At 31.2% G+C, this 14610-nt stretch carries 9 protein-coding genes; 7 read left to right on the plus strand and 2 right to left on the minus strand.

The annotated features are described in order from the left end of the window. The first annotated feature begins 293 nt into the window (after nt 1-293). From WG951_RS12205 to WG951_RS12235, 7 genes are all read left to right on the plus strand, one after another. A complete protein-coding gene (locus WG951_RS12205; protein WP_170062907.1) occupies nt 294-4583 on the plus strand; it encodes a T9SS type A sorting domain-containing protein in 4290 nt (1429 codons plus the stop codon). Between the two features lie 105 nt (nt 4584-4688). Beyond that, the gene (ruvB, locus tag WG951_RS12210; protein WP_105049539.1) at nt 4689-5711 is read left to right on the plus strand and encodes a Holliday junction branch migration DNA helicase RuvB; all 1023 of its coding nucleotides are present in this window, start codon (nt 4689-4691) and stop codon (nt 5709-5711) included. A 60-nt stretch (nt 5712-5771) separates the two neighbouring features. Next, entirely contained in the window at nt 5772-7499 is a 1728-nt protein-coding gene (locus WG951_RS12215; protein WP_105049538.1) for a SulP family inorganic anion transporter, read from the plus strand. Between the two features lie 78 nt (nt 7500-7577). After that, entirely contained in the window at nt 7578-8984 is a 1407-nt protein-coding gene (locus tag WG951_RS12220) for an MBL fold metallo-hydrolase (RefSeq protein ID WP_105049537.1), read from the plus strand. 5 nt (nt 8985-8989) lie between these two features. Then, nucleotides 8990-9355: a rhodanese-like domain-containing protein gene (locus WG951_RS12225; RefSeq protein WP_105049536.1), complete on the plus strand. Its 366-nt coding sequence runs from the start codon at nt 8990-8992 to the stop codon at nt 9353-9355. A gap of 96 nt (nt 9356-9451) precedes the next feature. Continuing rightward, a complete protein-coding gene (locus WG951_RS12230; protein WP_245893529.1) occupies nt 9452-11377 on the plus strand; it encodes a transglutaminase-like domain-containing protein in 1926 nt (641 codons plus the stop codon). 9 nt (nt 11378-11386) lie between these two features. Next, the gene (locus WG951_RS12235) at nt 11387-13360 is read left to right on the plus strand and encodes a DUF3857 domain-containing protein (protein WP_105049535.1); all 1974 of its coding nucleotides are present in this window, start codon (nt 11387-11389) and stop codon (nt 13358-13360) included. An 81-nt stretch (nt 13361-13441) separates the two neighbouring features. Here the strand turns inward: WG951_RS12235 and WG951_RS12240 are convergent, their stop codons facing one another. Together WG951_RS12240 and WG951_RS12245 are read right to left on the minus strand one after the other, a co-directional pair. Then, entirely contained in the window at nt 13442-14305 is an 864-nt protein-coding gene (locus WG951_RS12240) for a sigma-70 family RNA polymerase sigma factor (RefSeq protein WP_105049534.1), read from the minus strand. Between the two features lie 30 nt (nt 14306-14335). After that, nucleotides 14336-14527 carry a hypothetical protein gene (locus WG951_RS12245; protein ID WP_105049533.1) on the minus strand — a complete coding sequence of 64 codons (192 nt, stop codon included), beginning with the start codon at nt 14525-14527 and terminating at the stop codon, nt 14336-14338. Nucleotides 14528-14610: the final 83 nt, after the last annotated feature.

Below are 14610 nucleotides of genomic sequence, written 5' to 3' on the forward strand. Positions count from 1 at the left end.
TAAAATCAATAAAAAAAGCCTTTTCAATTTGTAAAGGCTTTTTTGATTTTATTATATTTACGATTATCAATAAGTTTTAAATTATTATCTCCCCCATTAAAATTTGTAAATATTTCTGATTAAGGAGTGATTTGTTATGATGCTCTAGTATTTATCTTTACTAACAAGATTATTTATAAATAAAAATTCATCTTTAAAAAAACTAATTTTATTAAATTTAATTTAAAAGCATGCCCCTTATTTATTTAAACTCATCTAAGAAGTTTTTTCATTCTATAATTTTAATCTGCATTTTGCATTTTACTCTATTTTTTAATGCACAAACAGCTGTAACATCCATTTATGGTGATAATGGAGGGTTTTTTATATCTTCTAATATAGTACCAGCTACTTATGATGATTCTAATAATTTATTAGGTTTTACCGTAGGTGGGGCTACCTACTCTACGGGTGTTAATGATGCAATTTTAACGGCTAATAATATAACATATACAAGCGGGAATTTTGTTTCATTTCCAATGCCAGCTTCTATTAATTATAAATCGGAAGAATTAATTGGTATTGGAACCAATTGGGGAGGTGTTTCACAAAATAATAGTGCAACAGATTATATAAAAACATTTAATCCTATTGTTCCTTCTCATTTTGTTAGAGATGGTAGTAATGGATTAGAATTAGCATCAAACTTTTTTAATATTAAAAGTCAAGTAATAGTGTATGATGCCATTGTAATAAACCAAGCAGTAAGTATTAATGATGCATTGCCAGACATTATTGTTACTCAAACAGGGTCTCCTGGAAATACAGATAAATTTAAATTTATAGATAGCGCAGGTAATATAGTGGGGGCGGAAGTAAATGTGACATTTGGAGGTGTTGCGACTGTTGGCGATACAGATTGGACTATTTACAAAGTAAATCCTGCTACAGGTTTGGTAACCGGTACCTTTGGTGTAAATACCAAGAGAGATTTAAGAGTGCTTTCTATTAAATTAAGTGATTTTGGAATTACAACTAGTAATTTTAACCAAATAACTAATTTTGTACATACTACATCTGGTAATACAGACATTGCCTTTACAGCATATAATTACGATGCAATAAAAATACTTTTACCAGCTACAGATTTAGAAGTGGCAAACTCAATGATTTCTGCAGATGATTTTTGTGCACCTACCACAGCTACTTTTACAACAACGATAACAAATAAATCAGCTACCGAACTATCAAAAGATTTTGATGTAGATTTTGAAATTCCAACCGGAATGTCTGCAACAAGTAACTCCGCAGTTTTTTCTGAAGCAGGTGTTTCTCCTTTATCAGCAAGTTTTAATAATACTAATAATAAATGGACTGTGGATAATTTAACAGAAGGAGAAAGTGTAACGCTAACAGTTACTACATCTGTAAGTACGGCTTCATTTCCTATCAGTTTTACAGCTACAGCAACGGGGTTGTTTCAGCCAGATAGTGATCCAAGTAATAATACACAAACAATATCTGAGGCTGGTGAAGACAACGATTGTGATGGTGTAAAAGATACTGATGATTTAGATGATGATAATGATGGTGTTTTAGATTCTATTGAAGGGACTGGTGATCTTGATGGAGACGGAATTGCTAATTATTTAGATTTGGATAGTGATGGAGATGGTTGTCCGGATGCTTTAGAAGCAACAGGTACTGTTAAGCAAACGGATTTAGATGCTAATTTTGTAATTACCGGAGCAGTAAACGCACTGGGAATACCAACTTTAACAGAAGCGGGTGGTGGTACAGGACAAAATATTGGTGATAGCCAAAATGGTAGTGTTTTAGCTTGTGATACAACGGATACTGATTTAGATGGAATAATTGATATTATTGATTTAGATGACGATAATGATGGTATTTTAGATACTGCAGAAAATGCATATAGTGGAAACCCGATTGCAGATACAAATAAAAACGGAATTATAGATTACAAAGACCCCAGTCTTAGCAGTTTTGTAGATTCTAATTCAGATAATATAGATGATAGATATGACATTGATTTAGATGGAATTATAGATCAGTTTGATGCAGATAGTGATGGAGATGGTTGCCCTGATGCATTAGAAGGTGGTGCTACTTTTACTTTTGCAGATGTAGAAGGTAACAATCGATTAAAAGGAGATGTAGATGTAAATGGTATTCCGGTTATAGCTACTGATAGTGGTCAATTACTAGGGAGTAGTCAAGATAATTTAGTACAAGACCAAAGCTGTAGTTTGTTGCCTGTAATTATTAGTCAAGTGTATCAAACGGCGTCAGGTAACGCAATAGAATTAACAAATATTGGAACAACACCTGTAACTAATATCAGTTTAGTTTTATTTAAAGATTTAGGTATTGCTTCTGCAAGTGCTATTATGCCTACGGCAGATTTAACAATAGCAAGTATACCAGCCGGTGGCTCTGTTGTTATAAAATCTGTTGCATCACTTCCAGGAGTTACTCTTATAAATAATCCTACCGAATTAACAGACGCAAATATTACTGATTTTAGTGGTGGAGACGACACTATAATTCTTTCAAAAACCGTAAATGCTTCTGCTTGGGAGAATAGATATGATGTTGTTAAGAATATTAGTAATACAACATCATTAGTACGTATCGATGAAATAACCAAAGCAAATACCACTTTTACCCCATCAGAATGGATTTCTTTTATTGATGATTCAATACCAGTTGTTGGAGATACAAATCCAATTCCTGCAATTGTAAGGCATGTAAATGCACCGCTCTTATCAGAAGTAAAAACTCCAGTTTTAGAAACCAACAGTGGTTTGGGATTACATAAAATAAATCCAACCATACGTATAGGGTCTGCGTGGAGTAATGGTTTTCCTGATAAATCTAGAAGTGTAATAATTAAAGAAACTTACATGCATTCTGCAGGTAGTTTAAATGCAAGAATATTAAATGTGCAAGATAGTAATGTGTTAAGTGTTAGTGATAATGCGTTAATTGTTTTAAATAACACTCATATAAATGTAAATGCACAAATTAGAATTTTAGGAACCGCACAGTTTATTCAAGTACACGATGGTAGTAGTAAGGTAACGGGTAATGGAAAATTATTAATAAGCCAAAAAAGCGAGGTTCCTAACGTATTTAGATATAACTATTGGTCATCACCTGTTGTAGAGTTTATTGGAGGTAATACGTATAGAGTTTCAGAAATAATGAAAGATCCTGGAGGTAGTCTTTCTGCTAATTCTATAATTACAGATATTAATTTTGTTGGCGGTTATGATGGAGCAGCTACTAGTCCTATACAAATAGCAAGTTATTGGATTTGGGCTTATTTTAATAGTACAGCAGGTAATGATTGGGTGCAATTAAAAGATACGGGGTATTTATCTAAAGGTTTAGGGTATATTATGAAAAGTACAGGTGAGAATCCTCAATATTTTACTTTTTATGGAAGTCCAATTGATGGAGATATTTCATTTAACTTATCTGCAAATACAAATAGTCTTTTAGGGAATCCATACGCAGGTACTTTAGATGGTAAGGCATTTATATTAAATAATGAAGATACAATTGATGGTACGCTTTATTTTTGGGAACATTCGGGAGAAGCGACAGATCAAGGACATGTAAAAGGAGGCTATGAAGGAGGTTATGCTCAATTAACTTTTTCTATGGGTACAGCTGCCACTAGTGTTGTTGAGGGTACAAGTGGGTTAACAGATTCTTACACATATACAGAGCCAACAAGATATATCGCTGTAGGTCAGGGTTTTTTTGTTCTTTCGGATGAAGATGGAGGAACTGTTAATTTTAATAATAAGCAAAGAAGTTATCAAGTAACTGAGCCTCATTTTTTTAAAGGAAAAGAGAAGAAAACAACTAATAATACGCTTCCTATTTTAAAACTAGGGATGAATTTTACGAATAAAGATTATATAAAGATTCATAGGCAAATAGGAATTTCATTTAATGAAAATCATTCTTATGGTTTTGATTATGGATATGAAAGTGTAATGATAGATGTTCAATCTACAGATGTATATTGGAATTTTGATGAAATGGATAATCAGAAATTAGCAATTGCAGGAGTTGAAGGGATTAATGATGCATTAAAAATTCCATTAACACTTCTTATAGGATCTCAAGAACCTGTTTTTATAAGGATAGATGAATTAGAAAATATTAGTCAAAAAATTTATCTATTTGATGCTTTAGAAAACACAACCACAGAATTAAAATTTAATGAGTTGGTTGAATTGCAATTATCAAAAGGAATTTATGAGAATAGATTTTTTATCACCTTTACCCCAGCTAAAACATTAATTACTAGGGATGAAATTTATGATATAAATTTAAGAACTTATATGGATGAACGTTCTGGTAATTTGTTAATAATAAATAACACCAATTTGGTTATAGAAAATGTAGAAATATTTAATGTACTAGGTCAGAAGATTAAAAAATGGAAACTGAATATATCTGATGAAAAACTTGATTTAGAGGTAGGTAGTTTATCTTCTTCTATATATATTGTTAGTATAAAAACCAACAAAGGTACATTTACTAGTAAGATTTTAAAAAATTAAAAATTAGATACCGTATTCAAAAAAACCTTTCTTATTCAGAAAGGTTTTTTTGATATGTAACAAATCTTACAAAACTGTACTTTAAAATAAATTATCTTTGTAGTTATGAATGAAAACTTAAATCCTGAAAACGACAATTTATCAAATGAAGATTTAGATGTAGAAAAAAAATTACGTCCGCTTTCTTTTGATGATTTTACAGGACAAGACCAAGCAATAGATAACTTAAAAATATTTGTTGAAGCCGCAAACCAAAGAGGCGAGGCTTTAGATCATACGCTTTTTCATGGTCCTCCGGGTTTAGGAAAAACAACCTTGGCGCATATTTTAGCCAACGAATTAGAGGTGGGTATAAAAGTTACTTCTGGCCCTGTTTTAGACAAACCAGGTGATTTAGCAGGTTTGTTAACAAACCTAGATGAACGCGATGTATTATTTATTGATGAAATTCATAGATTAAGTCCTATTGTAGAAGAGTATTTATACTCTGCAATGGAAGACTATAAAATTGATATTATGATAGAATCTGGCCCAAATGCCAGAACTGTTCAAATAAATTTAGAGCCTTTTACCTTAATTGGTGCTACAACCCGATCTGGATTGTTAACCGCACCAATGAGAGCTCGTTTTGGAATAAGTAGTAGATTACATTATTACAAAACAGAATTATTAACAACCATTATTCAAAGAAGTGCACATATTTTAAATGTTCCTATTTCTATGGAATCTGCCATAGAAATTGCAGGTAGAAGTAGAGGTACACCAAGAATTGCAAATGCTTTGTTAAGACGAGTTAGAGATTTTGCACAGATAAAAGGAAATGGAAGTATTACCATAGAAATTGCAAAGTATGCTTTAAAGGCATTAAATGTAGATGCGCATGGTTTAGATGAAATGGACAATAAAATTCTAATGACTATTATTGATAAATTTAAAGGAGGACCTGTTGGTTTAAGTACCATTGCAACTGCTGTTTCAGAAAATACAGAAACGATTGAAGAAGTGTACGAACCTTTTTTAATTCAGCAAGGTTTTATTATGAGAACTCCAAGAGGAAGAGAAGTAACAGCATTAGCATACACACATTTAGGAAGAGTAAAAGGAAGAAATCAAGGAGAGTTATTTTAAAAGGCTTTAAGCTTTAGGCTGTAAGCTTAAAGCATATTGCTTAAAGCATATTGCTAAAGAATGAATATAAAAAAAATAATACCAATTTTAGAATGGTTACCAAACTACAATAGATCTCTTTTTAAGGGAGATTTGTTAGCGGGTATAACTGTTGGTATTATTTTAATTCCGCAAGGTATTGCGTATGCATTAATTGCAGGTTTACCACCAATTTATGGTTTGTATTGTGCATTAATGCCACAAGTTATGTACGCTATTTTTGGGTCGTCTAGACAAGTGGCAATTGGTCCTGTAGCAATGGATTCTTTAATAGTTGCAACAGGGGTTTCTACCTTGGCTTTAGCAGGTTCTGATAGTTATATTTCCATCGCCATTTTATTAGCATTAATGGTTGGAGCAATCCAATTTATTATGGGGGTTTTTAGTTTGGGGTTTATTGTAAACTTCCTATCCAAACCCGTAATAACTGGCTTTACATCCGCGGTAGCGTTAATTATTGGGTTTAATCAGTTTCGGAATTTGTTTGGTGTAGACTTTGTTCAAAGTGATCAAATTCAGTATGTGGTAGCAGATATTTGGAGGCGTATAATTGATTTGAATGAACACACAACTATTATCGGACTCATTTCTGTTGTGGTGATTATCATCTTTAGAAAAATCAATAAAAAAATACCTAGTGCCTTAATTGTTGTGATTCTCGGAATTGTAATGTTAAAGTATTTTGGTGCAGCTTTTAAGGATGTTTCTATTGTAAAAGACATTCCTTCTGGCTTACCAACTTTTGGCATTCCTGAGTTTGATATCGATTTAATAAGAGAGTTATTGCCTATTGCTTTTACCTTGGTGATGGTTGGTTATTTAGAAACCATTTCTATAGGAAAGTCTTTAGAAGCAAAACAAGATGAATACAGAATAAGACCCAATCAAGAATTAATTGCTTTAGGTTTAGGAAACATGGTAGGGTCTTTTTTTAGTGCATACCCAACCACATCAAGTTTTTCTCGTTCTGCTATTAATCAAGAAAGCGGAGCAAGAACAGGTATGGCAGCATTAATTTCTGTATTAATGGTGGTTTTTACACTCTTATTTTTAACGCCTTTATTTTATCATTTACCAAAAACAGTATTGGCAGCAATTATTATTGTAGCTGTTTTTAATTTGGTAAATATTAAAGAAGCTGCTTTTTTATGGAAAGCCAATTATTTAGATTTTTGGTTGATGTTAGCCACCTTTATTGCTACATTATTATTAGGAATCGAATTCGGCATTATTGTTGGAGTGGGTCTTTCTTTAATTGTGTTAATTTATAGAACCTCTAGACCTTATGTAACGGAATTGGGAAAAGTACCAAATTCTAATTTTTACAGAAATAAAAATCGTTTTGAAGAGGTAATTATACACGATGATATTTTAATTTTTAGGTTTGATGCACAAATATTTTACGCCAACTCAAGTTATTTTAGAGATAATTTAGATGAAATGGCTGCAAAAAAAGGAAAGGCATTAAAATTGATAGTTATAGATGCAGAGAGCATTAATAGGGTTGATAGTACTGGTGTAGAAATGCTAAAAGAGCGAATTAAGTTCTATCAGAAAAAAGATATCATGTTTTATTTTGCAGGTGTTAAAGGCCCTGTAAGAGACGATTTGTTTAGAAGTGGAGTGTTACAGATTATAGGAATCAATCATTTTTTTATGCGTGCAAACGAAGCTGTAAAATTTTATAAGACAGGCAATAGAGAACATCAAGAAAAGTATGCAAAATATATACATCAAGCATATAAATAATTATTAACGTAACTGATAAAAGTTATCTGAGAAGTTTATTGTTTTTAATAAACTTTAAAGTATTAAATAGATAAGATTATGATTATAGAGCAAATTTATACCGGTTGTTTGGCGCAAGGAGCTTATTACATAGAAAGTAATGGCGAAGTGGCTATTATAGATCCTTTAAGAGAAGTACAAGATTATATTGATAGTGCAGCTAAAAATAATGCAAAAATCAAATATATTTTCGAAACGCATTTTCATGCAGATTTTGTGAGCGGACACGTAACCTTGGCAGAAAGAACGGGTGCGGAAATTGTGTTTGGTCCATCGGCAGAAACAAATTTTAAGGCAATAATTGCAAAAGACAATCAAGTTTTTAAGGTTGGTGATATTACCATTACGGTATTGCATACTCCAGGGCATACCATGGAGAGTTCTTGTTATTTGTTAAAAGATGAAAACGGAAAAGACCACGCACTTTTTAGTGGAGACACCTTGTTTTTAGGAGATGTTGGTCGCCCAGATTTAGCACAAAAAGGAGATATTACAGAAAAAGACTTAGCAGGTTTTCTATTTGATAGTTTACGAAATAAGGTAATGACATTGGCAGATGATGTTATTGTATACCCTGCACATGGAGCAGGTTCTGCTTGTGGTAAAAATTTAAGTAAAGAAACGGTAGGTACAATTGGCAATCAAAAACAAACCAATTATGCGTTAAGAACAAACATGACCAAAGCTGAGTTTATTAAAGAAGTTACAGATGGTTTGTTGCCGCCTCCTGCTTACTTTCCTTTAAATGTAAAGTTAAATAAAGAAGGATATCAAAATATAGATGATGTTATAAAAAATAGTGAGAAACCATTATCTGTGAAAGATTTTGAAATTATTGCAAATGAAACGGGTGCAGTTATTTTAGATGTTCGTCATCAAACGGAGTTTGTAAAAGGGTTTATACCACAATCTATTTTTATTGGTATAGATGGTGGTTTTGCTCCTTGGGTTGGCGCATTAATTAAAGATATTAAGCAACCTATTTTGTTGGTTGCTCCAGAAGGTAGAGAAGAAGATACCATTACACGTTTGTCTAGAGTTGGTTTCGATAATGTTTTAGGGTATTTAGAAGGTAGTTTTGATGCTTGGATAAAAGCAGGTAAAGAAATAGATACTTTAACTTCTGTTTCTGCAGATGTTTTAGAAGAAAAAATTAAAGAAAATGCAGTGGTTTTTGACGCTAGAAAACCAGGTGAATATGCAAGTGAACATATTGTAGGTGTAAAAAATACACCGTTAGATTCTTTAAACGAACACATCTCTGAGTTTCCTGAAAAAGGAGATTTTTACGTGTATTGTGGTGGTGGTTATCGTTCTGTAATTACGGCTTCTATTTTAAAAGCAAGAGGTATTCATAATGTAATTGATGTTGCTGGTGGTTATGCAGCAATAAGAAATACAAATATCGAAAGAACAGCAGCAGTGTGTCCATCAACTTTAAAATAAAATAAATGAAGAAATTAATTCCATTATTCTTTTTAACACTATTCTTTTTAAGTTGTAATTCTCAAGAAGGGTTAAAATCTGTTTCTACACAAGAATTAAAAGTCTTATTAGAAAAAGAGAACATTCAGTTATTAGATGTTAGAACGCCTAAAGAAGTACAGTTAGGGTTTATAGAAACTGCAAAATTTGCAAATTTGTTTGATGCCGATTTTCCTGTAAAAGCAGCAAACTCTTTAGACAAAAATAAGCCTGTGTATGTTTATTGTAGAAGTGGACGAAGAAGCGCAAAAGCTTCTGAGGTACTTCAAGAAAAAGGATTTACAGTAATAAACGTTCTTGGTGGATATAATCAATGGATAAAAGAAAAATAGAAGCATAAAAATACATAGTAGAGAGAGAACAAGAGCCTTTATTTAGGGGTTTTGTTCTCTCTTTTTTGTATTTTAGTTTTATAAAAACAAACAAGGTTGAAGATTTATAGATTAAGTTTAATTGCGTTCTTTTTATTTGTAATAACAAGTTTAAATGCTCAGTATTCTGCCGAGTATTTAAAGTATCACAAGCTGCACCCAGAAGCGGCAAGAACTCGTTTACAGCAAGAAACTATTATTACTATAGATATTGTTAATGATAGTTTACAAATTAATCAAGAGTTTTTAGAAGAAGACTTGTATTTAAATGATGCTGCCACTTATAACTCTAAAAACACCTTAAATTTTTCTGCATTTTTTGAATTAAATAAAATAGAAGCCGCTTCTTTTTCTTATGAAAATAACAAATATGTAGAAAATAAAGTAGAAAAGTTTACAGAGAAAGATGAATTAAATCAGTCTTTTCATGACGATTCTAAGTTGTTAAATTATGTGTATCCGAATTTGAAAAAAGGATCAAAATCGATTTTAAAATATTCTCAGAAAATTAAAAATCCTCGTTTTTTAACACCTTTTTATTTTGGTGATTATTTTCCTGTTCAAAAAAACAAAGTCACCATTATTGTTGATGAAAACGTGCATTTAGAATTCAAGAAATTTAATATTTCTGATGCAGAAATTCAATTTACCGAAGATAAAAAAGGGGGTAACGTAATTTATACCTGGACGTTAAATAACCAACCAGAATATGAGTTTGAGGCAAATACACCAAGTTACAAAACCATTTTACCGCACATTGTACCCATCATTACTTCTTATAAAATTAAGGGTAAAAATAGTAAGTTGTTAGGCAAAGTGTCCGATTTGTACAATTGGTATTATTCTTTGGTAGAAAATGTAAATACAGAAGTACCCAATGCAGAGTTGGTAAATTTAGTTGCAAGTATTACTGCGGATAAAAAAACCGATTTAGAAAAGGTAAAAGCCATTTATTATTGGACACAGCAAAACATAAAATACATCGCTTTTGAGTATGCATTAGGTGGTTTTATTCCGAGAGAATCAAACGATGTTTTTAGAAAAAAATATGGCGATTGTAAAGACAATTCTAGTATTTTGTACAGAATGTTAGAAATTGCAGGTGTGAAAGGAAATCTAACATGGATTGGTACAAGAAGCATTCCGTATACGTATGATGAGGTGCCAACACCCGTTGTAGACAATCACATGATTCTCTCTTATGAGAACAACGGAAAAACCTATTATTTAGATGCAACAGGTAGGTATATAAAATTCGGAATGCCAACTTCCTTTATTCAAGGAAAGGAAGCATTGGTTGGGTACGGAAAAGACTTTAAAATTAAAAAAGTACCAATTGTAGCTGCTAAAGAAAATGCAGTTACAGATGTTACTCGTATAAAAATTGAAAATGGAAGCATTATGGGGGCTTCTAAAACTGATATTTCTGGATACCCAAAAATCGATATTTTTCATAGTTTAGAAACAGGAAATACAGAAACGAAGTTAAAAAAGTTCTATAACAACGTGTTTCAGAAAGGGAATAATACTTTTTTAATTAGCAATTTTAAAGAGACCAATAAATATCATTATGACGATAATTTTATTGTGGACTATGATTTTGAGATTAAAAATTATGCTAAAAATTTGGGCGATGAAATTTACATCAACCTAAATTTAAATAAAGATATTTCTTCTTATAAAACAGATAAGAATCGAAAGAACGCCATAGAATACGATTATAAAAAATTCTTTAGTTATGCAACTATATTAGAAATTCCTAAAGGGTATGTGGTAGATTCTGTGCCCGAAGATGTAACTGTTTCTAATGATTTGTTGACTTGTAAGATTAGTTATAAAACAAATGGTAAAGAGGTTGTTTACAAGCAAGAAATCGAATTAAACTTCTTAGTTTTAACTTTAGAAGAACAAAAAGAAGTAAACACAGCGATTAAAAAAATTGAAAGAAATTATAAAGAAATTGTCGTTCTAAAAAAACAATAAAAACAAATTATGAAGATTAAAATTAGCTTATTAGTTGCCTTGTTATTTACTTTTCAGATTGCAGTAGCGCAAGAAACTCTTTTTTTTAAAAGTTATGATTGGGAAGCAAGTCCTAATTACACCGTAGAAAAAGAGCGAACAGAAGACATGATTGCTGTAAAAGAAAAAACTGTAACAGAATTTACTTTTGATAAAGAAGATTTAGTGGAATATTTTTTAGAGCACAAAGTGTTGTGGTTAAATTCTGATGACGCAATTGAAGAATATAACAAAATTTATTTACCATTTACGGTGGGTGCCGAATTACAAATAAATAAAGCTAGAGTAATTACGCCAGAAGGCAAAATTATCAATCTAGATCAATCTAAAATATTAACGGCAGAAGATGAAGAGACAGGAAGTACTTATAAATATTATGCCTTAGAAGGGATTACAAAAGGTAGTTTTATTGAATATATGTATGTGGTAAAAAGACCACCAAGTTATACCGGAGAAAAAAGGTACATTCAAGATGCTTATTATAAAGAAAATGTAGAGTTCGATTTATTTTCACCAAGTAATTTGCTGTTTAAATTTAAGAGTTATAATAATGTGCCAGATGTTGATACAGATACTTTAAGTGCCGATAAAAGACATTATAAATTATATGTTGCCAAAGTACCTAAATTAGAAAATGAATACCAAGCACCTTATAATGCATCCAGAGGATTTATTGTTTATAAAATGGATAAAAACACCAATAATATGGGTGTTGATATTATTTCTTATGGCAACATCGCCCATAATTTATATACTTCTTATTATCCAGCATATTCAGAAAAAACAACTGGTTTACTTAACGATTTTATAAAAGAATTAGACTTGTCAAAAAAAGCAGATGAAGAAACGATTGTAAGAAAATTAGATTATTACATAAAAACAACCGTGTATTCTCAAGATATTTATGGAGATGATTTAGAAAATTTAGATTTAATTTTAGCCCAACAAATAGCGAATGAAACCGGAGTAATAAAATTATATATTGCGGTTTTAAGAACATTAAATATAGCGCATGAATTGGTTGTAACAACAGATAGAAATGAAATAAAGTTTGACCCAGAATTTGAAGCGACTAATTTTTTAACGGACTTTTTACTGTATTTCCCTGCTTCTGATAAGTATTTGTCACCAAATGCATCAGGTACAAGATTTGGTTTCCCGATGCCTTATGTAACCGATAATTACGGTTTGTTTTTGAAGGAAGTAGTAAATGGTGATCAGAAATCTGTAACTGGTAAAATTAAATATATAGAACCGGTAACCGCAGATAAAATTGCAGATGTTATGAAGGTTACCATCGATTTTGATGAAGATAATTTAACAGAAAACACGGTCCATTTAGACAGAGCTTTCAGCGGATATTATGCCATGAATATTCAACCTTTTATGCATTTAATTCAAGGTAAAGAAGCTAGAAATGATTTAGTAGATAGTTTTGTAGAAAGTGCCACGCCAGAGTTCGAAATTAAAAGCAGAAAACTAATAAATGACGATGCAGAGTTGTTTGGGGTAAAACCATTGCAAGTTATTGTAGATTTTACAACAGAAGGATTTGTAGAAAAAGCAGGCAGAAAATACTTATTTAAATTAGGCGATTTAATTGGACAACAATTAGAAATGTATCAAGAAAAGGAACGAGTGTTGCCTTTAGAAGGTCAGTTTCATAGAAGTTATTACAGAACCTTAACACTTCATATTCCAAAAGGATATAAAATAACCAATTTAGAGGATATCATTATTGATAATTCGTATGTGAAAGATGGTAAAGAATTATTCTCCTTTAAATCTGCTTATCAATTAAAAGGGAATACGTTAACCGTAACTGCCGATGAGCATTACAGAGAAAATAACATACAAGTTGCAATGTATGAAGAATACAGAACTGTAATTAATAGTGCTGCAGATTTTAATAAAATTGTATTGTTGTTAGAGCCTTCAAAGTAGATTTCTATAATTTTTACAAAAAAAAAGGAAGCAATTTTGCTTCCTTTTTTTTTGTAAAATAGTTTAAGAATAGTAAACTATTTACCCTAAATATGTTTTTAAAAGATGTGTCTTAGATTGATGTTGCAAGCGCCTAATTGCTTTTTGTTTTACTTGTCGAACTCTTTCTCTAGAAAGGTCAAAAATTTCTCCAATTTCAGTTAAGCTGCAAGGCGCAGGAAGATTAATGCCATAAAACATTTTTATCACTTTAGCTTCTTTGCTAGAAAGCGTGTCTAAAGCTCTATTTATTTCTATCGATAAAGATTGTGTCATTAAGTTTTTATCTGGTCTAGGAGAATCATCAGATTGCATTAGATTGTATAAATTAGAATCTTCACCTTCTTTAAATGGTGCATCCATAGAAACGTGTCTCCCAGAGTTTTTTAAAGACTGTGCAACCTCAGTTTCTGTCATGTCTAACTGTTTTGCTATTTCTTTATTAGTAGGCATGCGTTGTTGGTTTTGTTCTAAACGATCATATATTTTACGTATTTTATTAATACTTCCTATTTTATTTAAAGGCAAACGCACAATACGAGATTGTTCTGCCAAGGCAGACATAATAGATTGACGAATCCACCAAACGGCATAAGAAATAAACTTAAAACCTCTTGTTTCATCAAAACGTTTTGCTGCTTTTACCAAACCTAAATTACCTTCATTAATTAAATCAGATAGTTTTAAACCCTGACCTTGGTATTGTTTTGCAACAGAAACAACAAACCTTAAATTTGCGGTAACAAGTTTATCTAACGCTCTATTGTTCCCTTTTTTTATTTTCAAAGCTAGTTCTACTTCTTCATCAGCAGTAATAAGCCCAATTTTACTGATTTCTTGAAAATATTTTTCTAAAGATTTGGCGTCACGATTGGTTACTTGCTTTACAATTTTAAGTTGTCTCATATATTGTTTTGGGTTTTTTTAAGATTAATTTTAAATAAATAGATTGCAATCATCACACATTTTCATTTCTCCGTAATAGGTTTCTCGGTATTTGTGAATCGTTTTAAAAGGAATCCCTAAAAAGTATTTTTTGATGTAAGTAACTCTAGAGTTTAGAGTTCCCATGGCAGAAGAATAGTATTTTTGATATTTTGTTTTTCTTTGAATTTTAATAATTTTCATATATATAGTTTTAAAGAAGTGTAAAAACACTTTTTTATGAAGTAAAAGATGATAACTAATGTAATTTTCTTAAAAAACTAGAA

It is taken from the genome of Polaribacter butkevichii (assembly GCF_038024105.1).
Classification (GTDB): domain Bacteria; phylum Bacteroidota; class Bacteroidia; order Flavobacteriales; family Flavobacteriaceae; genus Polaribacter; species Polaribacter butkevichii.